At 63.4% G+C, this 25,907-nt stretch carries 20 protein-coding genes; 2 read left to right on the top strand and 18 right to left on the bottom strand.

The features are described 5' to 3' along the window. Nucleotides 1-148: 148 nt before the first annotated feature. The 16 genes from ftsZ to coq7 all read right to left on the bottom strand — a co-directional run bounded on the left by ftsZ (nucleotide 149) and on the right by coq7 (nucleotide 18,686). Nucleotides 149-1,357, bottom strand: a complete 1,209-nt coding sequence (gene ftsZ / locus AWB79_RS28035; protein ID WP_061170721.1) for a cell division protein FtsZ — start codon at nucleotides 1,355-1,357, stop codon at nucleotides 149-151. A gap of 109 nt (nucleotides 1,358-1,466) precedes the next feature. Then, nucleotides 1,467-2,699, bottom strand: coding sequence for a cell division protein FtsA (gene ftsA, locus AWB79_RS28030; protein WP_061170720.1), 1,233 nt, complete (start codon nucleotides 2,697-2,699; stop codon nucleotides 1,467-1,469). A 26-nt stretch (nucleotides 2,700-2,725) separates the two neighbouring features. Further along, nucleotides 2,726-3,478, bottom strand: a complete 753-nt coding sequence (locus AWB79_RS28025; protein WP_061170719.1) for a cell division protein FtsQ/DivIB — start codon at nucleotides 3,476-3,478, stop codon at nucleotides 2,726-2,728. A gap of 34 nt (nucleotides 3,479-3,512) precedes the next feature. Then, on the bottom strand, nucleotides 3,513-4,454 hold the full coding sequence (locus AWB79_RS28020; RefSeq protein ID WP_061170800.1) for a D-alanine--D-alanine ligase: 942 nt from the start codon (nucleotides 4,452-4,454) through the stop codon (nucleotides 3,513-3,515). 22 nt (nucleotides 4,455-4,476) lie between these two features. Further along, nucleotides 4,477-5,871, bottom strand: coding sequence for a UDP-N-acetylmuramate--L-alanine ligase (gene murC, locus AWB79_RS28015; protein ID WP_061170718.1), 1,395 nt, complete (start codon nucleotides 5,869-5,871; stop codon nucleotides 4,477-4,479). Nucleotides 5,872-5,873: 2 nt separating this feature from the next. Continuing rightward, on the bottom strand, nucleotides 5,874-6,992 hold the full coding sequence (gene murG / locus AWB79_RS28010; RefSeq protein ID WP_061170717.1) for an undecaprenyldiphospho-muramoylpentapeptide beta-N-acetylglucosaminyltransferase: 1,119 nt from the start codon (nucleotides 6,990-6,992) through the stop codon (nucleotides 5,874-5,876). Beyond that, nucleotides 6,989-8,287, bottom strand: coding sequence for a putative lipid II flippase FtsW (ftsW, locus tag AWB79_RS28005; protein ID WP_061170716.1), 1,299 nt, complete (start codon nucleotides 8,285-8,287; stop codon nucleotides 6,989-6,991). Before ftsW ends, murG begins: the two co-directional genes overlap by 4 nt. Next, nucleotides 8,284-9,795 carry a UDP-N-acetylmuramoyl-L-alanine--D-glutamate ligase gene (gene murD / locus AWB79_RS28000; RefSeq protein ID WP_061170715.1) on the bottom strand — a complete coding sequence of 504 codons (1,512 nt, stop codon included), beginning with the start codon at nucleotides 9,793-9,795 and terminating at the stop codon, nucleotides 8,284-8,286. Before murD ends, ftsW begins: the two co-directional genes overlap by 4 nt. 50 nt (nucleotides 9,796-9,845) lie before the next feature. Next, nucleotides 9,846-11,015, bottom strand: a complete 1,170-nt coding sequence (gene mraY, locus AWB79_RS27995) for a phospho-N-acetylmuramoyl-pentapeptide-transferase (protein WP_061170714.1) — start codon at nucleotides 11,013-11,015, stop codon at nucleotides 9,846-9,848. 21 nt (nucleotides 11,016-11,036) lie between these two features. Further along, a complete protein-coding gene (locus AWB79_RS27990) occupies nucleotides 11,037-12,467 on the bottom strand; it encodes a UDP-N-acetylmuramoyl-tripeptide--D-alanyl-D-alanine ligase (protein WP_061170713.1) in 1,431 nt (476 codons plus the stop codon). Next, nucleotides 12,464-14,008: a UDP-N-acetylmuramoyl-L-alanyl-D-glutamate--2,6-diaminopimelate ligase gene (locus AWB79_RS27985; protein WP_061170712.1), complete on the bottom strand. Its 1,545-nt coding sequence runs from the start codon at nucleotides 14,006-14,008 to the stop codon at nucleotides 12,464-12,466. Before AWB79_RS27985 ends, AWB79_RS27990 begins: the two co-directional genes overlap by 4 nt. Further along, nucleotides 14,005-15,858 carry a peptidoglycan D,D-transpeptidase FtsI family protein gene (locus tag AWB79_RS27980; RefSeq protein ID WP_061170711.1) on the bottom strand — a complete coding sequence of 618 codons (1,854 nt, stop codon included), beginning with the start codon at nucleotides 15,856-15,858 and terminating at the stop codon, nucleotides 14,005-14,007. The genes AWB79_RS27985 and AWB79_RS27980 overlap by 4 nt, the downstream gene beginning before the upstream one ends. After that, entirely contained in the window at nucleotides 15,855-16,199 is a 345-nt protein-coding gene (gene ftsL / locus AWB79_RS27975; protein WP_061170710.1) for a cell division protein FtsL, read from the bottom strand. The genes AWB79_RS27980 and ftsL overlap by 4 nt, the downstream gene beginning before the upstream one ends. Next, nucleotides 16,196-17,149 carry a 16S rRNA (cytosine(1402)-N(4))-methyltransferase RsmH gene (rsmH, locus tag AWB79_RS27970; protein WP_061170709.1) on the bottom strand — a complete coding sequence of 318 codons (954 nt, stop codon included), beginning with the start codon at nucleotides 17,147-17,149 and terminating at the stop codon, nucleotides 16,196-16,198. Before rsmH ends, ftsL begins: the two co-directional genes overlap by 4 nt. A 16-nt stretch (nucleotides 17,150-17,165) precedes the next feature. After that, nucleotides 17,166-17,594, bottom strand: coding sequence for a division/cell wall cluster transcriptional repressor MraZ (gene mraZ / locus AWB79_RS27965; protein WP_061170708.1), 429 nt, complete (start codon nucleotides 17,592-17,594; stop codon nucleotides 17,166-17,168). 435 nt (nucleotides 17,595-18,029) lie between these two features. Then, nucleotides 18,030-18,686 (bottom strand): 2-polyprenyl-3-methyl-6-methoxy-1,4-benzoquinone monooxygenase, encoded by a 657-nt coding sequence (gene coq7, locus AWB79_RS27960; protein ID WP_061170707.1) that lies wholly within the window; start codon nucleotides 18,684-18,686, stop codon nucleotides 18,030-18,032. 484 nt (nucleotides 18,687-19,170) lie between these two features. Between coq7 and AWB79_RS27955 the strand changes: the two genes are divergently transcribed. Then, nucleotides 19,171-20,346: a porin gene (locus AWB79_RS27955; RefSeq protein ID WP_061170706.1), complete on the top strand. Its 1,176-nt coding sequence runs from the start codon at nucleotides 19,171-19,173 to the stop codon at nucleotides 20,344-20,346. A 155-nt stretch (nucleotides 20,347-20,501) separates the two neighbouring features. Here AWB79_RS27955 and AWB79_RS27950 read toward each other — a convergent pair whose 3' ends face one another. Then, nucleotides 20,502-22,175, bottom strand: a complete 1,674-nt coding sequence (locus AWB79_RS27950; RefSeq protein ID WP_061170705.1) for a long-chain fatty acid--CoA ligase — start codon at nucleotides 22,173-22,175, stop codon at nucleotides 20,502-20,504. 128 nt (nucleotides 22,176-22,303) lie between these two features. Further along, on the bottom strand, nucleotides 22,304-24,385 hold the full coding sequence (locus AWB79_RS27945; RefSeq protein WP_061170704.1) for a molybdopterin-containing oxidoreductase family protein: 2,082 nt from the start codon (nucleotides 24,383-24,385) through the stop codon (nucleotides 22,304-22,306). 165 nt (nucleotides 24,386-24,550) lie between these two features. On the opposite strand from AWB79_RS27945, the gene AWB79_RS27940 reads away from it, so the two are divergent. Beyond that, nucleotides 24,551-25,741 carry a M20 aminoacylase family protein gene (locus AWB79_RS27940; protein ID WP_061170703.1) on the top strand — a complete coding sequence of 397 codons (1,191 nt, stop codon included), beginning with the start codon at nucleotides 24,551-24,553 and terminating at the stop codon, nucleotides 25,739-25,741. Nucleotides 25,742-25,907: the final 166 nt, after the last annotated feature.

The following is a 25,907-nucleotide window of genomic DNA, read 5'->3' as shown; positions in this document are numbered from 1 at the left end:
GCCACGGCCTGGCGTCCCCTGAAATCAGAACGCGGCCTTGGACAGTCGCCCCACGTGAAGCCTGCATCATCCGCGGCAGGCGTTCAGCGCGTGCACACGGTGGGCTGCATCGTCAGTAACGAACTCAGCAGCAAATAACGTGCGCCGCTCAGTCCGCCTGTTTGCGCAGGAACGCCGGAATGTCATACGTATCGACACCCTTTTCCTGCAGCGCCTGCACGTGCGATGCCGCCGTTTCACGCGTCGAGCGCCACACTGCCGGCGTGTCGAGCTGACCGTAGTCCGTCGTGCCCTGGCCGTGCTGCGTGCCGTACGTATTGTGCGCGGCATGATGCGCGTGCGCGACCGGCTGATTGTCGGTGCCCGTGCGCAGGAGCGTCATCGGCGCTTGCTGCTGCTTCTTGGCCGCGCGGCCCAGGCCCGTTGCAACGACCGTCACGCGCAGCGCGTCGCCCATCGCGTCGTCGTACACGGCGCCGAAGATGACCGTTGCATCGTCAGCCGCGTAGGACTTGATGGTGTTCATCACTTCACGCGTTTCCGACAGACGCAGCGAACGGCTCGACGTGATGTTCACCAGCACGCCACGCGCACCCGACAGATCCACACCTTCAAGCAGCGGGCTTGCAACCGCCTGCTCGGCAGCCAGGCGCGCGCGATCGACGCCGGCCACCGTCGCCGTGCCCATCATCGCCTTGCCCTGCTCGCCCATCACGGTCTTCACGTCTTCGAAGTCGACGTTCACGAGGCCATCGACATTGATGATTTCCGCGATACCGGCGACTGCGTTGTTCAGCACGTCGTCCGCGCACTGGAAGCACTTGTCCATCTCGGCGTCGTCGCCCATCACCTCGAACAGCTTGTCGTTCAGCACGACGATCAGCGAGTCGACGTGATCCTCCAGTTGCTGCGAGCCCGCTTCCGCGACGCGCATGCGGCGGCCGCCTTCGAACTCGAACGGCTTGCTCACGACGCCGACGGTCAGAATGCCCATTTCCTTGGCGATCTGCGCCACGACGGGAGCCGCGCCCGTGCCCGTGCCGCCGCCCATGCCCGCAGTGATGAACACCATGTGCGCGCCGCGCAGTGCATCCGCGATGCGCTCACGCGCGTCTTCCGCCGCTTCCTTGCCCTTCTCCGGTTTCGCTCCCGCGCCGAGACCGGTCATGCCCAGTTGCAGAACCGCCGGCGCGCGCGAACGAGCGAGCGCCTGCGCGTCGGTGTTCATCACGATGAAGTCGACGCCCTGCACACCGCGGTTGATCATGTGCTGAACCGCGTTGCCGCCAGCACCACCAACACCCACGACCTTGATGATCGTGCCGTTGGTTTCCGTTTCCAGCATTTCGAAATCCATGTTGCCTCCGTCAAGAATGAAGATCGGCGTTATTCGATGAGAGATCGGGCAACCTCACATCGCGCGCCAGCCGCCGGTACCAGCGCGAAATTCTTTTGATGCGTTGTTCTTAGAAATTCCCGAGGAACCAGTCCTTCATCCTCGTGAACACTTGTCCCATCGAGCCGCTCTGCACCGCGACCTTGCGGCCGCGCATGCGTTGAGAGCGCCCTTCTGCGAGCAGGCCCATTGCCGTCGAATAGCGCGGATTGCGCACGACATCGGCGAGACCGCCCGCATATTCCGGCACGCCGATGCGCACCGGCTTCAGGAAAATGTCTTCGCCCAGTTCGACCATGCCGGGCATCATCGCCGCGCCGCCGGTCAGCACCACGCCGCTGCTCAAAAGCTCTTCGTAGCCCGACTCGCGCACCACTTGCTGCACCAGCGAAAAGAGCTCTTCGACGCGCGGCTCGACCACCGCCGCCAGCGCCTGGCGCGACAGCGTGCGCGGACCGCGTTCGCCGAGACCCGGCACTTCGATCATTTCGTCCGGATCGGCCAGCGCCTGCTTCGCGATGCCGTAGCTCACCTTGATGTCTTCCGCGTCGGGCGTCGGCGTGCGCAGCGCCATCGCGACGTCGCTCGTGATCTGGTCGCCTGCGATGGGGATCACGGCCGTATGCCGGATCGCGCCTTCGCTGAAGATGGCGATGTCGGTCGTGCCGCCGCCGATATCGACCAGCACCACGCCCAGTTCCTTCTCGTCCTCGGTCAGCACCGCGAGCGACGAAGCCAGCGGCTGCAGAATGAGGTCGTTCACTTCGAGCCCGCAGCGGCGCACGCACTTCACGATGTTCTGCGCCGCGCTCACCGCGCCCGTCACGATGTGCACCTTCACTTCGAGGCGGATGCCGCTCATGCCGATCGGCTCGCGCACGTCTTCCTGACCGTCGATGATGAATTCCTGCGTCAGGATGTGCAGCACCTGCTGATCGGTCGGAATGTTGATCGCCTTGGCCGTTTCGATCACGCGGGCGACATCCGCCTGCGTGACCTCCTTGTCCTTGATCGCGACCATGCCGCTCGAATTGAAGCTGCGGATATGGCTGCCCGCGATGCCGGTGAATACGTTTGTGATCTTGCAATCCGCCATCAGTTCAGCTTCTTCAAGCGCGCGCTGAATGGATTGCACCGTGGCCTCGATATTGACCACGACACCTTTCTTCAACCCCTTTGAGTCGGCCTGACCGAGTCCGATCACCTCGTAGTGGCCTTCGCCCTTCAGTTCGGCGACGATCGCGACCACCTTCGACGTTCCGATGTCGAGGGAAACCAGCAGGTCTTTGTAGTCTTTGCTCATAGCGTGCTCATGCCCGTGATGTCTGCTTACTTCTTGGCCTTGTCGGTATCGTTGATGAAGCGCATGTTCGCGGCTCGTATGGCAAAGCCGTTCGGGTACCGCAAATCCGCATATTCGATGTCCTTGCCCCAGCGTCCCGTCACGGACGGCCACGATGCGACGAAGCGCTTGCAGCGCTCGTTCAGCGTTTCCTGGTTGCGCTCGCGGCCGAGTTCGATCTGCGTGCCGTTCGAGAGCTTCACGGTCCATGCAAAGCGCGGCGACAGCGTCACCTCCTCGGGCTGCGCGTCGAGCGGCGCGAACCACTTCTGAAAATCGTGATAACGCGCGACCACTTCCTTCGCCGTGCCTTCCGGGCCGTCGAACGCGGGCAGGTCTTCATCGAGCTCGCCCTGGTTCGCTGTGAAGAGATCTCCATCCACACTCACCAGCTGATCCGTTCCCCACGTGCCGAGCGGCTTGTATTCCTCAAGCGTCACCGCGAGCGCGTTCGGCCATACGCGGCGCACGCTCGCGTGACGCACCCACGGCACCTGCTCGAACGCCGCGCGCGCCGCGTCCAGATCGACCGTGAAGTAGTTTCCCTTCAGGCGTCCGACCACGCTCGCGCGCACGACCGGCGAACTGACGTGCGTGGTGTCGCCATCGATCTGAATCTCGCGCAGACGAAACTCGGGACGCTGGATCGCCCAGTAACCCGCGGCGCCCAGCAGCACCAGCACGAGCAGGACGTGCAGCGCATTGGCGGCGAGGTTGAGTTGGCGAACGTTGTTCCACATGGTTTCGCTTGTTCGTGTCCGGGGTGTGATCGAGTCAGTTTTGCAGCGTGAGTGACAACACCTTCACCACCAGATCGCTGTAGCCGATGCCGACCGCGCGCGCGGCCTTCGGCGGCAGCGAGTGGTCCGTCATGCCGGGCGCCGTGTTCACTTCGAGGAAGTACGGGTTGCCGTCGGCGTCGAGCATGAAGTCGGCGCGGCCCCAGTCGGTGCAGCCGAGGATTTCGAACGCACGCTTCGTCAGTTGCTTCATGCGCGCTTCCTCGGCTTCCGTCAGTCCGCACGGAATCAGGTACTGCGTGTCGTCAGCGACATACTTCGCGTGATAGTCGTAGAACTCGCCCGCCGGCACGATCTTGATGACCGGCAGATCGAGATCGCCCGCGATGCAACAGGTGTATTCGCCGCCGCCCTCGATGCTCTGCTCGACGATCACGATCTTGTCGAAGCGCGCCGCTTCCTCCAGCGCCGGGATCAGCGTCTCGGCGCTCTTAACCTTGATCACGGCGACGCTCGACCCTTCGCTCGCCGGCTTCACGAAGAGCGGCAGCCCGAGTTTCGCGACGATCTCTTTTGCGCGCGCCGCGTAGTCTTCGTCGCGGAACACGGTTTCGAACGGCGGCGTGGGAATGCCGGTCTGCTGCCACACGAGCTTGGTGCGCAGCTTGTCCATGCCGAGCGCCGAACCAAGCACGCCGCTGCCGGTGTATTTGATGCCGTAGAAGTCCAGCGCGCCCTGCAGTTGCCCGTTCTCGCCATAGCCGCCATGCAGCGCGATGAACGCGCGCGCGAATCCATCGGCCTTCAGATCCGAGAGCGGACGCTCTGCCGGATCGAACGGATGCGCGTCGACGCCCGCCGCGCGCAGGCCTTCCAGCACGAGGCGTCCCGAATTGAGCGAGACATCGCGTTCGGCGGAATGACCGCCCAGAAGCACCGCCACCTTGCCGAAGCGTTTCGGATCGATTTGATTCACTTGATTGCTCATGTTCTTGCTCTTACTGAGGCTGGCTGTTCGCCAGCTTCCCGCACACACCGCCGATGGAGCCCGCGCCCATCGTGATCACCACGTCTGCGTTGCGCGCGATCGTCGTGATCGCGTCGGGCATTTCGTCTACCGTCTCGACGAACACCGGCTCGACCTTGCCCGCCACGCGGATCGCACGCGCCAGCGCCCGGCCGTCCGCCGCGACGATAGGCGCTTCGCCGGCCGCGTAGACGTCGGTGAGCACGAGCGCATCGACGGTCGACAGCACTTTCACGAAATCCTCGAAGCAGTCGCGCGTACGCGTATAGCGATGCGGCTGAAACGCGAGCACGAGGCGGCGATCGGGAAACGCGCCGCGCGCCGCCGCGATCGTCGCGGCCATTTCCACCGGGTGATGGCCGTAGTCGTCGATCAGCGTGTACGCGCCTTCGCCGTTGTTTGCGCTCACTTCGCCGTAGCGCTGGAAGCGCCGGCCCACCCCGTTGAATTCGGCGAGCGCACGCTGGATATCGGCATCGGCGACTTCAAGTTCAGTCGCAATCGCAATCGCCGCGAGCGCGTTCTGCACGTTGTGCGTGCCCGGCAGGTTCAGCACGATGTCGAGCGACGGCGCGTCCGCGCGCAGCGTCGTGAAATGCATGCGGCCGTCGCGCGCCTCGACATTAACCGCGCGCACTTCCGCTTCCGCGCCGAGACCGTAGCGGATGATCGGCTTCGACACGAACGGCAGGATCTCGCGCACGTTCGGATCGTCCACGCACAGCACCGCGATGCCGTAAAACGGCAGCCGGTGCGTGAACTCGATGAACGCCTGCTTGAGCCGCGCGAAGTCGTGGCCGTAGGTGTCCATGTGATCGGCGTCGATGTTCGTGATGACTTCGATCACCGGGAACAGATTCAGGAACGACGCGTCCGATTCGTCCGCTTCCGCGACGATGAAATCACCGGTGCCGAGACGCGCATTCGCGCCCGCGCTGTTCAGACGGCCGCCGATCACGAAGGTCGGATCGAGCCCGCCCGCCGCCAGCACGCTCGCGACGAGCGAGGTGGTCGTGGTCTTGCCGTGCGTGCCGGCGATCGCGATGCCCTGCTTCAGGCGCATGAGTTCCGCGAGCATGACGGCGCGCGGCACGATCGGCACGCGGCGATGGCGCGCGGCCAGCACTTCGGGATTGTCTGGGCGCACGGCCGTCGAGACGACGACCGCATTCGCGCCTTCGATGTTCTGTTCATGATGGCCGATCTCGACGCGCGCGCCGAGCGCACGCAGGCGCTCCGTGACCGCGCCGTTGGACAGATCCGAACCGCTCACGTGATAGCCGAGATTGAGCAGCACTTCGGCGATACCGCTCATGCCCGCGCCGCCGATCCCGACGAAATGAATATGCTTGACGATGTGTTTCATTGCTAATGTGCCTCCCTAGCTTGCGCGTTCAGACGCGCGCCGGCCACATCGGCGCAAATGCTCGCGACTCTTTCGGTCGCGTCCGGTTTCGCCAGTGCGCGCGAGCGCTCGGCCATATCACTAAGCGTGTCGCGCGATTGTGCGCATAACCAGTCGGCGAGCTTTTGCGCCGACAAATCGCGTTGTTGTATCAAGTCAGCCGCGCCGTTCTTCGCGAGGAACGCGCCGTTGGTCGTCTGGTGATCGTCGACGGCGAACGGAAACGGTACGAAGAGCGCGGCCACGCCGACCGCCGCGATCTCCGATACCGTCATCGCGCCCGAGCGGCAGATGACGAGATCGGCTGCGGCGTAGGCCTTTGCCATGTCTTCGATGAACGGCACGAGTTGCAGGTCGTCGCCGACCGCGAGACCCGCCGCCGCGTAATTCGCCTGCAGCGCCTCGATATGCTTCGCGCCCGCCTGATGCACGATGCGCGGACGTTCATTGGCATTCAGCATCGCGAGGGCTTTCGGCACGGTTTCGTTCAACGCCGCCGCACCGAGACTGCCACCGACGACGAGCACGTTCAGGCGTCCGGAACGCGTGGCGTAGCGTTCTTTGGGTGGTAAAGCCTGGTTAAGTTCCGCACGAATCGGATTGCCGGTCCATTCCGCATTCGGCAGAGCATTGGGGAACGCGACCAGCACGCGCTTCGCGAGATGCGCGAGCACCTTGTTCGCGAGACCGGCGATCGAATTCTGTTCGTGCAGCACGAGCGGGCAGCCCGCGAGCTTCGTCATGATGCCCGCCGGGAACGTGATGTAGCCGCCCATGCCGAGCACGACGTCCGGCTTCACGCGACGCAGCGCCGCGAGACTCTGCGAGCACGCGCGCAGCAGATTCACCGGCAGCATCAGCTTGGTCTTGATGCCCTTGCCACGGACGCCGCCGAAGCGCACGTATTCCATCGGAATGCCGTGCTTCGGCACGAGCGTCGCTTCCATGCCGTTCGCGTTGCCGAGCCACACCACGCGCCAGCCGTGCGCCTGCATCCAGTGCGCGACCGCGAGCCCCGGGAACACATGGCCCCCGGTGCCGCCCGCCATCACCATCAAGGTGCGGTCGCGTTGCGCGGTCATACTTTTCCTCCGCGCATCAATACACGATTCTCGTAGTCGACACGCAGCAGCACCGCCAGCGCGACGCAGTTCAGCAGAATGCCCGAGCCGCCGTAGGACACGAGCGGCAACGTGAGACCTTTGGTCGGCAAAAGACCGAGATTCACGCCCATGTTGATGAAGGTCTGCGCGCCGAACCAGATGCCGATGCCCTTCGCCATCAGACCCGCGAACGTGCGGTCGAGCGCGAGCGCCTGACGGCCGATCTCGAACGCGCGGCGCACGATCCAGTAGAACAGCAGAATCACGCAGATCACGCCGACGAAACCCAGCTCTTCGCCGATCACCGCGAGAATGAAGTCGGTATGCGCTTCCGGCAGGTAGTTGAGCTTCTCGACGCTGCCGCCGAGACCCACGCCGAACCATTCGCCGCGACCGAATGCGATCAGCGAGTGCGTGAGCTGATAGGCCTTGCCTTGCGCGTAACGGTCGTCCCATGGATCGAGATACGCGAAGATCCGCTCGCGACGCCACGGCGACAGCCACACGAGCATCGTGAACGTGCCCACCGCGGTTAGCACGAGTCCGCCGAACAGCTTGCCGTTCACGCCGCCGAGGAAGAGCACGCCCATTGCGATCGCGGCGATAACCATGAACGCACCCATGTCCGGCTCGAGCAGCAAGAGCGCGCCGACCACGCCGACCGCGAGTGCCATCGGCAAGAAGCCCTTGCCGAAGCTGTGCATGAATTCCTGCTTGCGCACGGTGTAGTTCGCGGCGTAGATGGTCACCGCGAGCTTCATGATTTCCGACGGCTGCATGTTCGTGATGCCGAGCGGAATCCAGCGGCGCGCGCCGTTCACGCCCTTGCCGATGTGCGGAATCAGCACGATGACCAGCATCAACAGCGAGATGAGAAAGAACTTCGGCGCGTACTTTTCCCAGGTCTTGATCGGAATCTTGAACGCGATGGTCGCGCCGACGAGCGCCGTCGTGATCGAAATCAGGTGACGCACGAGAAAGTGCCAGTCGCGGTAGCTCGCGTACTTCGGCGAATCGGGCATGGCGATCGAAGCCGAGTACACCATGACGATGCCGAGGCCCAGCAACGCGATCGTCACCCACAGCAGCGAATAGTCGTAGTCGAGCATGCGCGAGCGCGCGGGACGCACGCCGCTCACCGCACTCGAAATGCCGCCGCGCGTGCCGGATCCACCCGAAGCACCCGAGGCGCCCGTACGGCCGCCGAGCGAATCGTGCGGCACGGCGTTGCGCTGTCCGGTCAGTTTGGATCCGAAGCGTTCCGACCAGCTCATAGCATCACTCCCCGCGCGGCGGCGATATCTTCGACCGCGCCGCGAAACACGTCGGCGCGATGTGCGTAGTTCCTGAACATGTCGAGGCTCGCGCACGCGGGCGAGAGCAACACGGCGTCGCCGGCTTCGGCGATGCGCGCGGCGGCGTTCGTCGCGGCCTCGAGCGTGGCGTGATCTTCGAGCGCGACGCCGGTCGACTCGAGCGTCTCGCGAATGCGCGGCGCATCGCGGCCGATCAGCATCACTGCGCGCGCCCAGCGTGCGACGGGCGCTTCCAGCGGTGAAAAATCCTGGCTCTTGCCGTCGCCGCCGGCGATCAGGACGACGCGTTGCGCGAGGCCGTCGAGCGCGGCGACTGTCGCTCCGACATTGGTGCCCTTGCTGTCATCGACGTAATCGACGCCATCGATCTGTGCGATCACCTCCACGCGATGCGGCTCGCCGCGATACTCGCGCAGGCCGTGCAGAAGCGTCGCGAGCGGCAGATCGATCGCACGCGTCAGGGCAAGCGCCGCGAGCGCATTCGCCGCGTTGTGCAGGCCGCGAATGCGCAGCGCATCGACGGGCATCAGACGCTTCGAGACGAGATTCGGCTCGGTTTCGTCCTTCTTGCGGCGGCGTGAAGTCACCGGTTCATCGCTTGCGTCCTGATCGATACCGACGACCAGCCACGCCATGCCGTTATCGCGCAGCAAGCCGTAATCGCCGACGATCAGCGGCTCGTTCAAGCCGAACGTCACCACGCGATCCTGGGCGACGTTCGCGGCGAGCTTCATCGTGCGGTTGTCGTCGCGATTCAGCACGCGCGTCGTGCGCGGGCCGAAGATGCGGCCCTTTGCGGCGGCGTAGGCATCGAGCCCGCCGTGCCAGTCGAGATGATCCTGCGTGATGTTGAGCACCGTGGCGGCGTCCGGCGCGAAGGTATGCGAGGTTTCGAGCTGGAAGCTCGACAGTTCCAGCACCCAGACGTCCGGCAGCGCGGTCTGATCGATGGCTTCGGTGAGCTTGTCCAGCATCGCCGGGCTGATGTTGCCCGCCACCGCGACAGTCTTGCCCGCGCGCTCGCAGAGCAGACCGGTGAGCGCGGTGGTCGTGGTCTTGCCGTTCGTGCCTGTGATCGCGATGACCTTCGGCGCGTAGCCGTTCGCGCCGAGTCCGGCGAGCGCCTGCGCGAACAGTTCGAGCTCGCCCCACACCGGAATGCCGCGTTCCTTCGCAGCCGCGATCAAGGGCGCGAGGTCTTCCGCGAGCGGCGAGAGTCCCGGGCTGATCGCAACGAGCTCGATGCCGCCGTCGAGCAGTTCGGACGTGAACGCGCCGCCGACGAAATCCGCGTCGATCTTGTGGATCGCGAGTTCGGCGAGATTCGGCGGCGCTTCGCGCGTGTCGGCGATCCGCAGGCGGCAACCGTGCCTGGCGCACCAGCGCACCATCGCCAGACCGGATTCACCCAGTCCCAGCACGAGCACCATCGGACTTTGCCGACCGACAAACTTCTCGCCGAACATCGCTTTACCTTTCCCGAAAACCTAAAAGACTGCAGAGCAGACGCACAGAATCAACGCAGCTTGAGCGTCGACAAACCGAACAGGCACAGCATCAATGTGATGATCCAGAAGCGCACCACCACTTGCGTTTCCGTCCAGCCGGACAGTTCGTAGTGGTGATGCAGCGGGGCCATCTTGAAGAAGCGGCGGCCTTCGCCGTAACGGCGCTTCGTGAACTTGAACCAGAAGACCTGCAGCATCACGGACAGCGTTTCCGCGACGAACACGCCGCCCATGATGAACAGCACGACTTCCTGACGGACGATCACCGCGACCGTGCCGAGCGCGCCGCCGAGGGCGAGCGCGCCGACATCGCCCATGAAGACCTGCGCGGGGTGCGTGTTGTACCAGAGGAATGCGAGGCCCGCGCCGCCCATGGCGGAACAAAAGATCAGAAGCTCGCCCGCGCCGGGAATGTGCGGGAACAGCAGGTACTTCGAGTACACCGAGGAGCCCATGACATACGCAAACGCGCCGAGCGAAGCGCCCACCAGCACGACCGGCATGATGACGAGACCGTCGAGGCCGTCGGTGAGATTCACCGCGTTGCTCGACCCGACGATCACGAAGTACGTCATCGCGATGAAGCCCCACACGCCGAGCGGATAGGTGATCGATTTGAGGAACGGCAGCATCAGGTCGGCGCGCGCGGGCAGGCCCATCGAGAGGCCGCTGCGGACCCAAGCCATGAAGAGATCGAACACGCGCGTGTTGCTGGCTTCGGACACGCTGAACGCGAGATAGACCGCCGCGAACAGGCCGATCACCGATTGCCAGAAATACTTCTCGCGCGAGGACATGCCGCGCGGGTCCTTGTGCACGACCTTGCGGTAATCGTCCACCCAGCCGATCACGCCATAGCCGAAGGTGACGAGCATCACGATCCACACGAAGCGGTTCGTGAGATCGGCCCACAACAGCGTGGACACCGCGATGCCGATGAGAATGAGCACGCCGCCCATGGTAGGCGTGCCGGATTTGACGAGGTGCGTTTGCGGGCCGTCCTTGCGCACGGCCTGGCCGACCTTCAGCGCGGTCAGCTTGCGAATGACCCACGGGCCGCAGACGAGGCCGATCAGCATCGCCGTCGCCGTGGCCCCCACGGCGCGGAACGTGATGTAGGTGAACACGCGCATGAAGCTGGCGTCATTCTGAAGCCATTGCGCGAGTGCGAGTAGCATACTGGTCCTTCTCTTTCGGTGTCAGTGTGCGCCGGGCGCATTGCCCGACGCGGGTTGCTGGGGATTCGTCAATGCGTCGACCACGCGTTCCATCTTCATGAAGCGCGAGCCTTTCGCGAGATACGTGGCTTGTGCGCCGAAACCGGCGTTTTCGAGCGCTGCGATCAGTTCGGCAACGTCACCGAAATGCTTCGCGGATTGCTTCGAGTGCGCCGCGTTGAAGGCGTTCACCGAATCGCGACTTGCGTTGCCCATAGCGAACAGCGCGTCGATGCCGCGCTCCGCTGCATATGCGCCGACTTCGCGATGAAACGCCGGACCTTCCTCGCCGACTTCGCCCATGTCGCCCATGACGAGCACGCGCGGCGACGCCTGCGACGCGAGCACGTCGATGGCGGCGCGCATCGAGTCCGGATTCGAGTTGTAGGTGTCGTCGATGACGGTCGCGCCGTTCAGCGCGCCGAGCACCGCGCGCTTTACTTGCAGCCGGCCTTTCACCGGCTGGAATGCTTCGAGGCCTTGCCTGACCGCCTGAGGCGAAACGCCGGCGGCAAGCGCCGCGGCGGTCGCCGCCAGCGCGTTGCGCACGTTGTGCTCGCCGAGCACGGCAAGCTTCACGTCGATCGGTCCTTGCGGCGTGCGCATGTGCACCGTCGCGCCGTCGAGCGTACCGGTGACGGCGGCTTTCGTCGTGTCGTCGGTCAGCGCGAAATCCATGATCGCGTTGCCTTCGGCGGCGGTGCGCCAGAAGACCGAGTATTGATCGTCGGCCGGAAACACGGCGGTGCCGTAGCTGCCGAGCGCGTGGATCACCGTTGCATGTTCGAGCGCGACGGCTTCCACCGTCGCCATGAATTCCTGATGCTCGCGCTGCGCGTTGTTGACCACGGCGACATCGGGCATCGCGATCTTGCCGAGCACTTCGGTTTCGCCCGGATGATTCATGCCGAGTTCGACGACCGCGAGCTTGTGCTTGCGTTCGAGGCGAAACAGCGTGAGCGGCAGGCCGATGTCGTTGTTGAAGTTGCCCGCCGTCGCGAGGCGCGAGTCTTCACCGACCGCGGCCGCGAAGATCGACGCGATCATCTCCTTGACCGTCGTCTTGCCGTTGCTGCCGGTGACCGCGACCAGCGGCATCGCGAAGTGCAGACGCCAGCCGTGTGCCAGCGCACCGAGCGCGGCGCGCGTGTCCTTTACCTTGATGACAGGAAGCGGCCAGGCACTCGCGTTGCTGGGTTCACGCGAAACCAGCGCTGCGGCCGCGCCGCTCTTCGCCACCTGATCGAGGAAATCATGCGCATCGAAGCGATCGCCCTTCACCGCGACGAACAGGTCACCGGCCTGCACGCCACGGCTGTCCGTGACGATGCGATCGATCGCGACGTTTTCGTCGCCCTGAATGGTCGCGCCGTGAATCATCGCGGCGGCTTCGCGCAAGGTGAACATCGTCATTCGCCACCTCCGCGTTGTTGCGTGGCGCGTGCGGCAAGCGCGAGCCGCGCATGATCCTGATCGGAGAACGCGCGTTTCTTGCCCATGATTTCCTGCGTGGCTTCGTGTCCTTTGCCGGCGAGCACGACGACGTCTTCGCGCGCGGCGCTGCGGATGGCCTGCAGGATCGCGCTCGCGCGGTCTTCGATGCGACGCGCCTTCGCGGCGTCCTTCATGCCCACGGCAATCTGGTCGATGATGGCCTGCGGGTCTTCGCTGCGCGGGTTGTCGCTCGTGATGACGACCTGATCCGCGAGTCGTTCCGCGATCTCGCCCATCAGCGGGCGCTTGGTCGCGTCGCGATCGCCGCCGCAGCCGAACATGCAGACGAGTTCGCCGCCACGCGCCTGCGCGATCGGGCGCAACGCGGCGAGCGTCTTGTCGAGCGCGTCGGGCGTGTGCGCGTAATCGATCACGACAAGCGGCTCGTCGCTCTGCACGCGTCCACCGAGACGCTCCATTCGGCCATTGACCGATTCGAGTTTTTCGATACGCGCGATGGCCGCGTCGAACGGCACGCCGACTTCGAGCAGCACGCCGAGCACGGACAGCAGATTGCTCACGTTGAACCTGCCGAGCGTGCCGACCTCCACGTCCGCCTCGCCCCAGTCGGAGGAGAGATGAAACGCGGTGCCCGTTGCCGTCGCGCGCACTTGGGTGGCGAGCAGCATCGCGTCGGCGCCCGGCGCGGCCTCGGCCGGCATTTCGACACCGTAGGCGATCGTGCGCACTTTGCCGCGCAGCGACTGTATCAGCCGCTGACCCGCCGCGTCGTCGCGATTGACGATCGCCGTCTTGAGCGACGGCCACGCGAACAAGCGCGCCTTCGCGGCTTCGTAGGCGTCGAAAGTGCCGTGGTAATCGAGATGATCCTGCGTGAGATTCGTGAAGATGGCGATATCGAAATCGACGCCATTCACGCGCCCCTGATGCAGCGCATGCGACGACACTTCCATCGCGATGCCTTCCGCGCCTTGGCGCTTGAGTTGCGCGAGGTTGCGTTGGAGCTGAGGCGCGTCGGGCGTGGTGAAGCCGCTATGCACGAGCTTGCCCGGCATGCCGATGCCGAGCGTGCCGACGATCGCGCACGGGCGGCCGAGCGCGGTCAGCGCGGTGGCGATCCACTGGCTGCACGAGGTCTTGCCGTTCGTGCCGGTCACGCCGACCGTGAGCATCGAAGCCGTGGGCTCGCCGTACCACGCGGCGGCGATCGGGCCCGCGAGTTCGTTCAGCGCCTTCACGGCGAGCGTCTTCGACGCGTCCGGCTTGCCCGCGAAGTTCTCTGGCTGATAGAGCGCGGCGGCCGCGCCGGCAGCGAGTGCGGCGTCGAGGTACGGACGGTTGTCGGCGCCCTCGACCGCATAGGCGAGAAACACGTCGCCGCTATTCAGCGAGCGCGTGTCTGCGTGCAATTGCGCCTCGGGCTGCGCATGCGCGCGCAGCCATTGAACGGCATGTGATACGTCCTTCTGCATCTTGCTTGGGCGGGCTTGCGCGCTCATCGCACGACTCCCGGGTGTGTCTTCGTGTTGCTCGACACCGCGACTTTCTTCGCGGAGTTCGCGTTGTTCGTGTTCGCCGGCTGCGCTGCCGGTTGCGTGGCGGAGTTCGAATCGTCCGTCACGACCATCTGCTTGACCGGCATGTCGGGCGGCACGTTCAGCGCGCGCAAGGTATCGCCGACGATGCCCGAGAACACCGGACCCGACACCTGGCCGCCGAAGTGACTGCCGACCGTGGGTTCATCCACCGATACGGCCACGACGATGCGCGGATTCGGCATCGGCGCCATGCCGACGAACGACGCGCGGTACTTCGAATGGTCGTAGCCGTGGCCGCCGTGCTTGTACGCCGTACCCGACTTGCCGCCGACGCGATAGCCCGGCACCGCCGCATCCGGCGACGTGCCGCCCTTCGCCACGACGGTCTCGAGCATCGCGCGCACTTCACGCGCGGTCGTCGGGGAAAACACTTGCTGGCTGACCGGCGGCTGATCGCCCGAGGTGCGGAAAATCGACACGGGCAGGATCTTGCCGTCGTTCGCGATCGCCGTGTACGCGCGGCCCAGCTGGAACAGCGACACGGACAGGCCGTAGCCGTACGACATGGTCGCCTGCTCGATGCGCCGCCAGCTCTTCCACGGCCGCAGACGTCCCGTCACCGCGCCCGGGAAGCCGACTTTCGGCGCCTGTCCCAGACCAATGCTCGTGTACATGTTCCACATTTCCTCGGGACGCAATTGCATCGCAATCTTGGTCGCGCCGATATTGCTCGACTTCTGAATCACGCCGCCGACGGTGAGCGTGCCGAAGCCGGAATCGTCCGTGATGCGCGCGCCGTCGAGCACGAACACGCCGCCGCCGGTTTCGACGAGCGTGTTCGGGGTCACGCGATGCAGATCGAGCGCGAGCGAAACGGTGAACGGCTTCATGATCGAGCCCGGCTCGAACGTGTCCGTGAGAATGCGGTTGCGCAATTGCTCGCCGGTCATGCGCGAGCGGTCGTTCGGGTTGTAGGTGGGATAGTTGACGAGCGCGAGCACCTCGCCGGTCTTCACGTCGATCACCATGGCCGCGCCGGCCTTCGCCTTGGTCTTTTCGACGGCCGCCTTCAGGTTCGTGTACGCGATGTACTGAATCTTGCTGTCGATCGAGAGTTCGACGTCCGTACCGTTGTGCGGCACGACCTGCTCGTCGACGTCCTCGACGATATGGCCCATGCGGTCCTTGATCACGCGGCGCATGCCGGGCGTGCCGGCGAGGATGCTCTGGTCGCCGAGTTCGACGCCCTCCTGCCCCTTGTCTTCAATATTAGTAAAGCCGATCAGGTGCGCGGTGATTTCGCCTTCCGGGTAAAAGCGCTTGTATTCGCCACGCGAATAAATGCCGGGGATATCGAGCGCGGCGACCTTCTGCGCGGTTTCCAGCGGCACCTGACGCTTCACGTAGACGAAGGTCTTGTCCATCGAGAGCTTCGCGCGCAACTCCTTTTCCGGCATGTCGAGCAGCTTCGACAATTGCGCGAACTTCTCCGCGCCGAGATCGTTCGGCACGGCTTCGGGAATCGCCCAGATAGCCTTCACCGGCAGACTCGTGGCGAGCACGAGGCCGTTGCGGTCGCGGATCTGGCCCCGCGTGGCCGGCATTTCGAGCGTGCGCTGATAGCGGCTCTCGCCCTGCTTCTTGAAGAAGGCGTTGCCCGGACCCTGAATCCAGAACGCTCGCGCGGCGAGCGCGACGAACGCCATGAAGAGCAGGAACACGACGAACTTCGAGCGCCACATCGGCAGGCGCACGGCGAGCAGCGGATTAGGCGTGTGCGGAATGTCTTTCTGCTTCGCGGATTTTTTCATCGCTTCGCTCCGCGTGCAGGCGGCGCCGACGCCGGCAGCGGCGGCGGCACGGGTGCGTCGGCGGCCTTGTTCGCGGCCGTATCGTAGGTCAGATATTGCGTGCGGCCGGTCGTCACGGGCTGCATCTTCAGTGAGTTGGTGGCCAACTGCTCGATGCGCGATGTCTTCGACAGCGCGCTCTGCTGGTACTGCAACTGCGCGTAATCCTGCTGAAGCTGCCGCTCCTGCGACTGCGCCCGCTGCAGGTCGATGAAGATTTCCCGTTGCTGATTGGTGGCGCTGACGACCGACAGCGCGCACCCCAGCACGATAATCAGCAGGAAAATATTGAGGCGGTTCATGGCGCGATCCGCTCCGCGATACGCATGACCGCGGACCGTGCGCGCGGGTTGCCGGTCACTTCGGCTTCGCTCGGAAACACGCGGCCCACCACGCGCAGCGGCGGGCTGGGTAGATCTACCGCGCGGATCGGCAAGCGCCGGTCCACCGCCGGCGCGCTGGATTGCGCCTGCATGAACCGCTTGACGATCCGGTCTTCGAGCGAATGAAAGCTGATCACGACCAGCCGCCCCCCTTGCTCCAACAATGCCAATGCCGATTCAAGAACTACTTGCAGCTCCGCAAGCTCTTGATTGATGTGAATCCGTATAGCCTGAAAGGTGCGAGTTGCCGGGTCCTTGCCCTTTTCACGGGTTTTGACGACGTGACCCACGATTTCGGCAAGCTCGCCCGTGCTGTCGAGAGGCCCAAGACGGTCGGACTCTGCCCGGCGAGCAACAAGCGCCTTTGCAATCTGAAAAGCAAACCGTTCTTCCCCATAATCTCTGATGACCTCCGTAATTTCCTGCACCGTGGCCCGCGCGAGCCACTCAGCCGCCGACTCGCCGCGAGTCGGGTCCATCCGCATATCGAGCGGACCTTGCGCGCGGAAGCTGAAGCCGCGCTCCGGGTCGTCCACCTGCGGCGACGACACGCCAAGGTCGAGCAACACGCCCGACACCCGCTCCACCCCTCGCTCGCTCATCGAGTCGCGCAACGCCGCGAAGCTGTCGTGCACGATCGAAAAGCGCGAATCCTGAATCTGTTGCGCCGTGGCGATCGCGAGAGGATCCTTGTCGAAGGCGACGAGCCGCCCCGCTTCCCCCAGCCTTTGCAAAATCGCCCGGCTATGACCGCCGCGTCCGAACGTGCCATCTATATAGATGCCGTCCGCGCGCGTGATCAGTCCATCGACTGCTTCGTTCAGCAGCACCGTGAGATGCTGCAGTTCTTTTCCTGACGAATTCGCCATGTCCTTGAGCGCCGCGTCAGAAAGTAAAGTTCTTCAGCGCTTCGGGCATGCCTTGCGCCATCGCCGCAGCTTCCTTCGCCGCGTAGGTCTGCGCATCCCACAACTCGAAGTGCGCGCCCATGCCCAGAAGCGTCACGTCCTTTTCCAGCGACGCGGCAGCGCGCAGCTCGGGCGAGACCAGCACGCGCCCGTTGCCGTCGAGTTCGACATCCATTGCATTACCGAGAAAAATGCGCCGCCACCACATGGCTTCCATAGGAAGCGCGGCGACCTTCGCGCGAAAGACTTCCCACTCGGGGCGGGGAAAAAGCAACAGGCATCCATCCGGGCTCTTCGTGAGCGTCACCCGGCTTTCTGCCTGCCCTTGCAGCGCCTCCCGATAGCGCGACGGAATCGACATCCGCCCCTTCGCATCGAGCGTCAGCGCCGACGCCCCTTGGAACACTCGCTTCTCCCCGTTGCGGCCAATGCCAGCGCTTCAGCGCTTGCCGTGGCCCCATGCACAGCGGCGGTTGCCCACCGTCGCGCCCGTCCCCCTCCACTTTTGCTCGAAAATGGGCTCTGAATCACACAAAAGACCACTTTCTCACACTGTCTCCCACTTTAGAGGAACGCATTTCCTCGGTCAAGACGCGCGTCTTCTTTTCGAGTGGTTTTTATTCGCTAGAACAAGGACTTAGCGAAGGAGCTTGAAGTGATGGGAAAAGAGAAAACCGTTATGAATTAGAGAGCTAGTGCGTGATGTGAAGGTAGTACGTGAAATCAGCTGCCGAAACGAGGGAAATGTAACGGTGTTTTTGGCCGATTCATGCCTGTGGTGGGATAAGACTGCAGGGATTCCCGGCCAACCTGGATTGATCGGCCAGGACGTGACGAATCACTATATATAGTAAGCGGTGCGCGTCATGACCTTCGACGCCGCGCGCATCAGCGCACGCACCGGGAACGGCACTTCGCCCGCGCCCGCGCCGATGGCCGCCGCGGCATGCGCGCTCTCGTCGAGCCGCATCTGTTCGACGATCGCGCGCGACGCGTGATCGTTCGCGGGCAAGGTCTTCATGTGACCATCGAGATGCTGCTCGACCTGGCGCTCGGTTTCGGCCATGAAGCCGAGACTCGCGCGATCGCCGAAGCGCCCCGCCACGAAACCGATCGCGAGCGCACCCGCATACCAGAGCGGATTCAGCAGGCTCGGGCGCGATTCGAGATCCTGCAGACGCCGGGAAGTCCACGCGAGATGATCTTCCTCTTCGCGCGCGGCCTGCTCGAAGCTCGCCTTGAGTTCGGGCGAATCGGTGGCCAGTTTTTGAGCCTGATAAAGCGCCTGCGCACAAACCTCGCCGACGTGGTTCACTCGCATCAGTCCGGCGGAGTGCGCGCGCTCTTTCTCCGTGAGTTGCGACTCGTCCGCAAGGGCATCGCTTTCGGCGCTGAACGCCGATGCCGTCGATTCCGGAATGGGGCGCGACATGCGGCTCACGCCGGTCATGGAACGCAGACCGCGATCGAACTCGCTGATGACTTCATCGAGCGTCATGTTCTCACCTCTCTTCGTGTGTCCGTCGCCCGAACGATTGGTACGCGATTGGTACGCGTGCAGCAATCGACGTGCTCCGATGCACCTGTTCAGCTCGCCGGTCACGCGGCGGCAAGCGGCGGAAAACGCGGATTTTAGCGCACATCGATTGGCGCCGATGCCATGCCGCGCCAACGGCTTCGTCGCCGCCAAAGCTGGACGTTCGTTTCCAGCGCACCGCAGCAGATCGACCGTTCGATGACGCCGTTTTTCGTAATTAGGGCAAACACGGGTCGCGAAAATCCTGCCAAACCAAGATCTTAGCGCCTGTTGCGTAAACGTCACATGAGTCCGGCGGGCCGCCCCCTTTTTCTTTGTGCTCCAAACTCTCTTTGTTACATTACGTGGCAACTTCGTTAAGAAGCCCGGCAGGGACCGTCAACACACTGGCGCTAGAACAGTGGCCTTGCCAAACAGTCGCAAACACTCCCTGGAGATCTATTCAATGAAAAAGTCGCTTCTCGCTCTCGCCGCATTGGGCGCTTTCGCAGGTGCCGCACATGCGCAGAGCAGCGTGACGCTGTATGGCATCGTCGACGCAGGCTTCGCATACAACAACAACAGCAACGGCCAAAAGCTGTACTCGATGAACAGCGGCAACCTGCAAGGCAGCCGTTGGGGCCTGCGCGGCACGGAAGACCTCGGTGGCGGTCTGAAGGCCATCTTCGTGTTGGAAAACGGCTTCAACGTGTTCAACGGCCAACTGGGCCAGGGCGGCGACATGTTCGGCCGTCAAGCATATGTCGGTCTGTCGACGGCGCAATACGGCACGGTTACCCTGGGTCGCCAGTACGACTCCGTGGTTGACTACACGGGCGCATTCGAAGTCGGTAGCCAGTGGGCGTCGTACTTCGGCGCGCACCCGGGCGACCTGGACAACATGAACAACACGAATCGCGTGAACAACGCGGTCAAGTACACGAGCGCGAACTACGCAGGCTTCACGTTCGGCGGCCTGTACAGCCTCGGCGGCCAGGCTGGCCAGTTCAACCGCAACCAGATCTGGTCGGTGGGCTTGGGCTACGCACAAGGTCCCCTGCAGTTGGGCGCGGGCTACTTGAACGTCAAGGACCCGAACTACTCGTTCTACGGCAACAACGCGACCTCGCGCACCGCGACCACGACGCCTTCGGCTTCGAACTTCACGAGCCGCGTGACCTCAGGCTTCGCTTCGGCCAAGACGCTGCAAGTGATCTCGGCTGGCGGTGCGTACACGTTTGGCGCAGCGACCATCGGCGCGACGTACAGCAACACGATGTTCAAGGACGTCAACAACGAAGCAGGCGCTGGCCTGAATCCGGCGGGCTTCACGAGCGGCTCGGGCAAGTTCCACAACGCCGAAATCAACTTCAAGTATCAGCTGACGCCGGCTCTGTTGCTGGGCGTGGCATATGACTACACGAAGGGTTACGGCCTGACCGACGCCAAGTACCATCAGGCAATGCTCGGCGCGGACTACTTCCTGTCGAAGCGCACGGACGTGTATATCGACGGCGTGTACCAGCATGCAAGCGGCACGGACTCGACGAACCGTCCGGCAGTCGCGAACATCAACGGCCTGTCGCCGTCGTCGACGTCGAACCAGGTTGCTGCTGTGGTCGGCATCCGTCACAAGTTCTAATAAGGTCGTAACGAAGCGGTACCAACTGAAAGGCGCCTTCGGGCGCCTTTTTTTCATGCCCGCGGCGCGAGACGGTTCAACTTGTGGTGAGCGGCCAACAAAAACGCCTTCGTGTCTCTCGGCACGAAGGCGTTTTGTCTGAAAAAGAGCGAAGGCTACGCTGCGCCGTCGCGTAATTCGCGTCGCAGAATCTTGCCGACGTTGCTTTTCGGCAGGTCATTGCGGAACTCAATCATGCGCGGACGCTTGTAGCCGGTAAGCCGCTCCTTGCAGAAAGCCATCACGTCGGCTTCGGTCAGACTCTGGTCTCGCCGCACGATGAAGAGCTTCACCGCTTCGCCCGAGTTCTGATCCTTCACGCCGACCGCCGCGACTTCGAACACGCCGGGCAGCATCGCCACGACATCCTCGATCTCGTTCGGATACACGTTGAAGCCCGACACCAGAATCATGTCCTTCTTTCGATCGACGATCTTCACGAAACCACGCTCGTCCAGCACCCCGACATCGCCCGAACGGAAGAAGCCGTCGGCGGTCATCACCTTCGCGGTTTCTTCGGGGCGATTCCAGTAGCCCGCCATCACCTGCGGTCCGCGAATGCAGATCTCGCCGGCCTGGCCGAGCGGGACCTCGTTGTTGTCGTCGTCGCGGATGGAAATTTCGGTCGACGGCAGCGGCAGCCCGATGGTGCCGGTGTACTCCGTGGCCGTCACCGGATTGCAGGTCACGCAGGGCGAAGTCTCGGACAGGCCGTAGCCTTCCACGATCGGCACGCCGGTTGCCGCGAACCAGCGTTTTGCGACGGCTTCCTGCACCGCCATACCGCCGCCGTTCGCCGCGATGAGCTTGGAGAAATCGAGCTTGTCGAAGTCGGGGTGATTAAGCAGCGCGTTATAGAGCGTGTTGACGGCGGGAAACGTGTTGATGGGAATGCCCTGCAGCTCCTTGATCGTGCCCGCGATGTCGCGCGGATTCGGGATCAGCACGCCGAGACCGCCGGTCCGGATCGTCAGCATGCCGCACACGGTGAGCGCGAAGATGTGATACAGCGGCAGCGCCACGACAGACACGAACTGGTCGATATCGGGGCGGCGCTTGCGGGCCGGGTTCAGCCAGACTTCCGACTGCAGCGTGTTCGCGATCACATTGCGATGCGTGAGCGTCGCGCCCTTCGCGACTCCGGTCGTGCCGCCCGTGTACTGCAGAAAAGCGACGTCATCGGGCTTCTGGGTGACGGGCGCGAGCTTGCCGCGGCCGCCTTCGGCAAGGGCGTCGTTGAAGCGGATACTGCCCGGCAGACTCCATTCGGGCACCATCTTCTTCACGCGGCGCACGACGAAATTGACCAGCAATCCCTTCAGGCCCATGAGATCGCCCATGGCGGCGACGACCACATGTCTGATCGCGGTGTTTTTCACCACGGCCTCGAGCGTGCAGGCGAAGTTCTCCAGAATGACGATGGCTTCCGCCCCGCTGTCCTTGAGCTGATGCTCGAGCTCACGCGGTGTATAGAGCGGATTGACGTTCACGACGACGTAGCCCGCGCGCAGCACCGCCGCGATCGCGATCGGATATTGCAGGACGTTGGGCATCATCAACGCGACACGCGCGCCGGGCTTCAGACCCTTCTGCTGGAAATACGCGGCGAGCTTCACCGACATCGCGTCGAGCTCGCCATACGTGATCGCCTGTCCCATGCACAGAAACGCGCGACGCTCGCGATTTTCGCGGAAGCTGTCCTCAAGCAGCTCGGAAACCGAGCGATATGCCGAGGTATCGATTTCCGCAGGCACGCCGGCCGGGTAAGACTTCAGCCAAGGTTTCTCCATACGGCGTCTCCTTTATATAATTTTAGAATGGTCGTGCGGAAACGAGATGCTAGCCTTTCGGCAGGTCTCCGGCAACCGGGTTAGACGCCATACACCAGACCCGCGCGGGTCCGCTATTTCAAAGCACTTCAATGCATCTGCTCCACTTCAACCAGGCAATCGTAGAACGTCGCCGATCCCCCCAGATCGGTCAATGCCTGGCTCGTAACTTGATTGGCATTACAGCCATCGGGGGACAACTTTTTCCACCAAATTGACAAACCGACGACAACGCCTTCGCGCGCGCGCTCGGTCACGCGGGCGCGCGCCTGCATCGAACCCCGATCGTTGAAGATGCGCACTTGCGCGCCGTCCGTCAGGCCGCGCGCGTGGGCGTCGACGGGGTGGATATCCAGATAAGGCTCGCGCTCCGCCGCACGCAGGCTTTCGATGTTCACGAAGCTGCTGTTCAGAAAATTGCGGGCAGGTGGCGAGATCATTGCGAGCGGATAACGCGCGGCGAGTTCAGGCGAACCGTCCGCGGACTCGTAGGGCGGCAGATAATCGGGCAGCGGATCGAGCCCTTCACGTTTCAGCCGTTCGCTATAGAACTCGCACTTGCCCGACGGCGTGCGGAACGCGCCCTCGGCCAACGGCGCCTCGGCGATCTGTAGCTTCAGCCAGCCGCTGGACTTCAACGCGTCCCAGTTCTGGCCTTCCAGGACACGATCGTCCCAGCGGAATGCTCTCGCCGCGATTTGCTCGTCAGTCTCATAAAGCGCCGGCTTCGCCAGTCCCATGGCGCGCGCGAGACCGCGAAAGATTTCCGTGTTCGGACGCGACTCGCCGACGGGCGGGATAGCGGGCAGGTTCGCCATCACGTGCGTATGTCCGTACGACTTGTGCACGTCGAGATGTTCAAGCTGCGTGGTCGCGGGAAAAATCAGATCGGCATAATCGGCCGTGTCCGTCTGGAAATGTTCCAGCACGATCGTGAACAGATCCTCGCGTGCGAAACCAGCCGCCACTTTTGCGGAGTCGGGCGCGACCGCGACCGGGTTCGAGTTGTAGACGATCAGCGCTTCGACCTTCGGCCCGAAGGCTGCGTCGCCCGGGTGCAGCAACGCGTCGCCGATCGCGTTCATGTTGATCGCGCGCGGTAGCTTCGAAGGCCACTCGGGCAACAGGTCCGGACGTTCGAGCGCGCTGTTGTCAACCGGCGTCCAGCCGGACGACGACAACAGAAGGCCGCCCGCGCGTTCCCGCCACGCTCCCGTCAGCGACGGCAGGCAGGCAATCGCGCGCACCGCGTTACCGCCTCCGCGCACCCGTTGCATGCCGTAGTTGAGGCGAATCGCCGCTTTTTTGGTTGCGCCGAACGCACGCGCCAGTTCGACGACCACGTGCTCTTCGATGCCGCAGATCTGCGCCACGCGCGACGGCGGGTATTGTGCCGCGCGCGCGGCGAGTTCATCGAAACCGAGCGTATGCGCGGCCACGTATTCGCGGTCGATGAGATTCTCGCGGATGAGCACGTCGATCATGCCGAGCGCGAGCGCGGCATCGGTACCCGGCCGCAGCGCGATATGCTGATGACACTTCTCCGCTGTGAGCGACCTGTAGGGATCGATGGCAATCAGCTTCGCTCCGCGCCGCTTGGCTTCCTGAGCGCGTGTCCAGAAGTGGAGGCTCGATGCGATCGGGTTCGCGCCCCAGATCAGAATCAGCTCGCTTTCCTCGTAGAACTCGGCGTGCATGCCGAGACTGGCGCCATAGGTATAGCGAAGGCCTGCCGCGCCGGCCGCAGCGCAAATGGTGCGTTCCAGACGCGACGCGCCGAGCACGTTGAAGAATCGCGCAGCAATGCTTTCGCCTTGCACGAGGCCCATTGTTCCGGCGTAGCTGTATGGAACGATTGCCTCAGGCGCGCGCTGGGCGATTGCTGTCAGGCGCTCGGCCGCGATGCTCAACGCTTCGTCCCAGCCGATCGGCTCGAATCGTCCCTCGCCCTTTCGGCCGACTCGCCGCAGCGGTGTAAGAAGGCGATCCTTGTGATGCGTGCGCTCGGCGTATCGGCTGACTTTCGTACACAGCACGCCCTGCGTCGGCGGATGATCGGGATCGCCGCTGACTTTGACCGCCTTGCCGTCTTTTACTGTGACGCGTAAGGCGCAGGTGTCGGGGCAATCGTGCGGGCATACGGCTCGGGCGAACTCGGCTGGAGCGTTCATCTGGAAGTCCGGTAAAGCGAGATTAAAAGCGGCAAATGAAGGAATTCTATTACGACCGCAATGCGACCGACCGTCCGATGAAGCAAATAGTGGCGGCGTAGAATGGACCCGTTAAGCGCGCAGATCAATGCGCGCAATCCGAATTCAAACGTGAGAGCGGTTCAAATGAATCTGATCCCAGAAATCGAAGCATCACACGACGAAATCAAAGCACTTCGACGAACGATTCATGCCCATCCCGAATTGCGCTACGAGGAGATCGGCACGGCGAAACTGGTCGCCGACAGCCTTGAGCAATGGGGAATAGAAGTGCATCGCGGATTGGGCAAAACGGGAGTCGTGGGGGTGCTGAAGCGGGGCTCCGGAAGGACGTCGATCGGACTACGCGCGGATATGGACGCGCTGCCGATCCAGGAACTGAACACCTTCGGGCACCGCTCGACCAAAGACGGTCGCATGCACGCGTGCGGCCATGACGGTCACACGGCCATGCTCCTGGGCGCCGCCAAGCATCTTGCCGAGCACGGCAAGTTCGACGGAACCGTGGTTTTCATCTTCCAACCGGCTGAGGAAGGCGGCGCGGGGGCGAAGGCCATGATTGAGGACGGGCTGTTTTCGCGATTTCCGGTGGATGCCGTATTTGGAATCCATAATTGGCCTGGTATGCCAGCCGGTCATTTTGGCGTGACGGAGGGGCCGATCATGGCGTCGAGCAACGAGTTTCGCGTGACGATTCGCGGAACAGGCTCGCACGCCGCATTGCCGCATAACGGGCGCGACCCCGTGTTCACGGCGGTTCAGATTGCTAATGGAATTCAGAGCATCATCACGCGCAACAAGAAACCGATTGATACTGCGGTGCTTTCAATCACTCAGATTCATGCAGGCGACGCGGTGAACGTGGTGCCCGATCAAGCGTGGCTCGGTGGAACCGTGCGGACATTCACGGTGGAAACGCTCGATCTGATCGAAACGCGCATGCGCAAGATCGTCGAAGCGACGGCTGCCGCCTACGATTGCGAGGTGGAACTGCACTTCCACAGAAATTATCCGCCGACAATCAACGCGTCCGAGGAGGCGAAATTCGCGGCAGAAGTGATGGCGGAAATCGTGGGTAAAGACAAGGTCGACGCATCTGTCGAACCGACGATGGGAGCCGAGGATTTCTCGTTCATGCTCCTGGAGAAGCCGGGATGCTACGCGTTTCTGGGTAACGGCGATGGCGGACATCGGGAGCACGGCCACGGTGCCGGGCCATGCATGCTGCATAACGCCAGCTACGATTTCAACGATGACCTGCTTTCGGTGGGATCGTCGTATTGGGTGAGACTGGCAGAACGATTCCTTGCGCGTTGATGCCACAGACAGCGGCGGGCGACTCGCCGCTGTTGCTCTGGACGATGAACGCGAAGATTTCGCGTCGAAACGCAAAAACCCCACCTTTGTGGGGTGGGGTTTTTGTTTGCGGCATGAGGAGCCTGACGATTACCTACTTTCACACGGGAATCCGCACTATCATCGG

This window comes from Caballeronia hypogeia (assembly GCF_001544875.2).
Lineage (GTDB): Bacteria > Pseudomonadota > Gammaproteobacteria > Burkholderiales > Burkholderiaceae > Caballeronia > Caballeronia hypogeia.
The sequence above is the reverse complement of the archived record's forward strand: the minus strand, read 5'-3'. Positions and strand labels throughout refer to the sequence as shown.

Excerpts from the sequence above, each read along its gene's own strand:
- AWB79_RS28025 (WP_061170719.1), bottom strand. The coding sequence starts at position 3,478 with ATGTGGAACAACGTTCGCCAACTCAACCTCGCCGCCAATGCGCTGCAC.
- murD (WP_061170715.1), bottom strand. The coding sequence starts at position 9,795 with ATGTTCGGCGAGAAGTTTGTCGGTCGGCAAAGTCCGATGGTGCTCGTG.
- ftsL (WP_061170710.1), bottom strand. The coding sequence starts at position 16,199 with ATGAACCGCCTCAATATTTTCCTGCTGATTATCGTGCTGGGGTGCGCG.
- mraY (WP_061170714.1), bottom strand. The coding sequence starts at position 11,015 with ATGCTACTCGCACTCGCGCAATGGCTTCAGAATGACGCCAGCTTCATG.
- AWB79_RS27955 (WP_061170706.1), top strand. The coding sequence starts at position 19,171 with ATGAAAAAGTCGCTTCTCGCTCTCGCCGCATTGGGCGCTTTCGCAGGT.
- coq7 (WP_061170707.1), bottom strand. The coding sequence starts at position 18,686 with ATGACGCTCGATGAAGTCATCAGCGAGTTCGATCGCGGTCTGCGTTCC.
- AWB79_RS27980 (WP_061170711.1), bottom strand. The coding sequence starts at position 15,858 with ATGAAAAAATCCGCGAAGCAGAAAGACATTCCGCACACGCCTAATCCG.
- ftsA (WP_061170720.1), bottom strand. The coding sequence starts at position 2,699 with ATGAGCAAAGACTACAAAGACCTGCTGGTTTCCCTCGACATCGGAACG.
- ftsZ (WP_061170721.1), bottom strand. The coding sequence starts at position 1,357 with ATGGATTTCGAAATGCTGGAAACGGAAACCAACGGCACGATCATCAAG.
- murC (WP_061170718.1), bottom strand. The coding sequence starts at position 5,871 with ATGAAACACATCGTCAAGCATATTCATTTCGTCGGGATCGGCGGCGCG.
- AWB79_RS27990 (WP_061170713.1), bottom strand. The coding sequence starts at position 12,467 with ATGACGATGTTCACCTTGCGCGAAGCCGCCGCGATGATTCACGGCGCG.
- ftsW (WP_061170716.1), bottom strand. The coding sequence starts at position 8,287 with ATGAGCTGGTCGGAACGCTTCGGATCCAAACTGACCGGACAGCGCAAC.
- AWB79_RS27950 (WP_061170705.1), bottom strand. The coding sequence starts at position 22,175 with ATGGAGAAACCTTGGCTGAAGTCTTACCCGGCCGGCGTGCCTGCGGAA.
- rsmH (WP_061170709.1), bottom strand. The coding sequence starts at position 17,149 with ATGGCGAATTCGTCAGGAAAAGAACTGCAGCATCTCACGGTGCTGCTG.
- AWB79_RS27985 (WP_061170712.1), bottom strand. The coding sequence starts at position 14,008 with ATGAGCGCGCAAGCCCGCCCAAGCAAGATGCAGAAGGACGTATCACAT.
- AWB79_RS27940 (WP_061170703.1), top strand. The coding sequence starts at position 24,551 with ATGAATCTGATCCCAGAAATCGAAGCATCACACGACGAAATCAAAGCA.
- murG (WP_061170717.1), bottom strand. The coding sequence starts at position 6,992 with ATGACCGCGCAACGCGACCGCACCTTGATGGTGATGGCGGGCGGCACC.
- AWB79_RS27945 (WP_061170704.1), bottom strand. The coding sequence starts at position 24,385 with ATGAACGCTCCAGCCGAGTTCGCCCGAGCCGTATGCCCGCACGATTGC.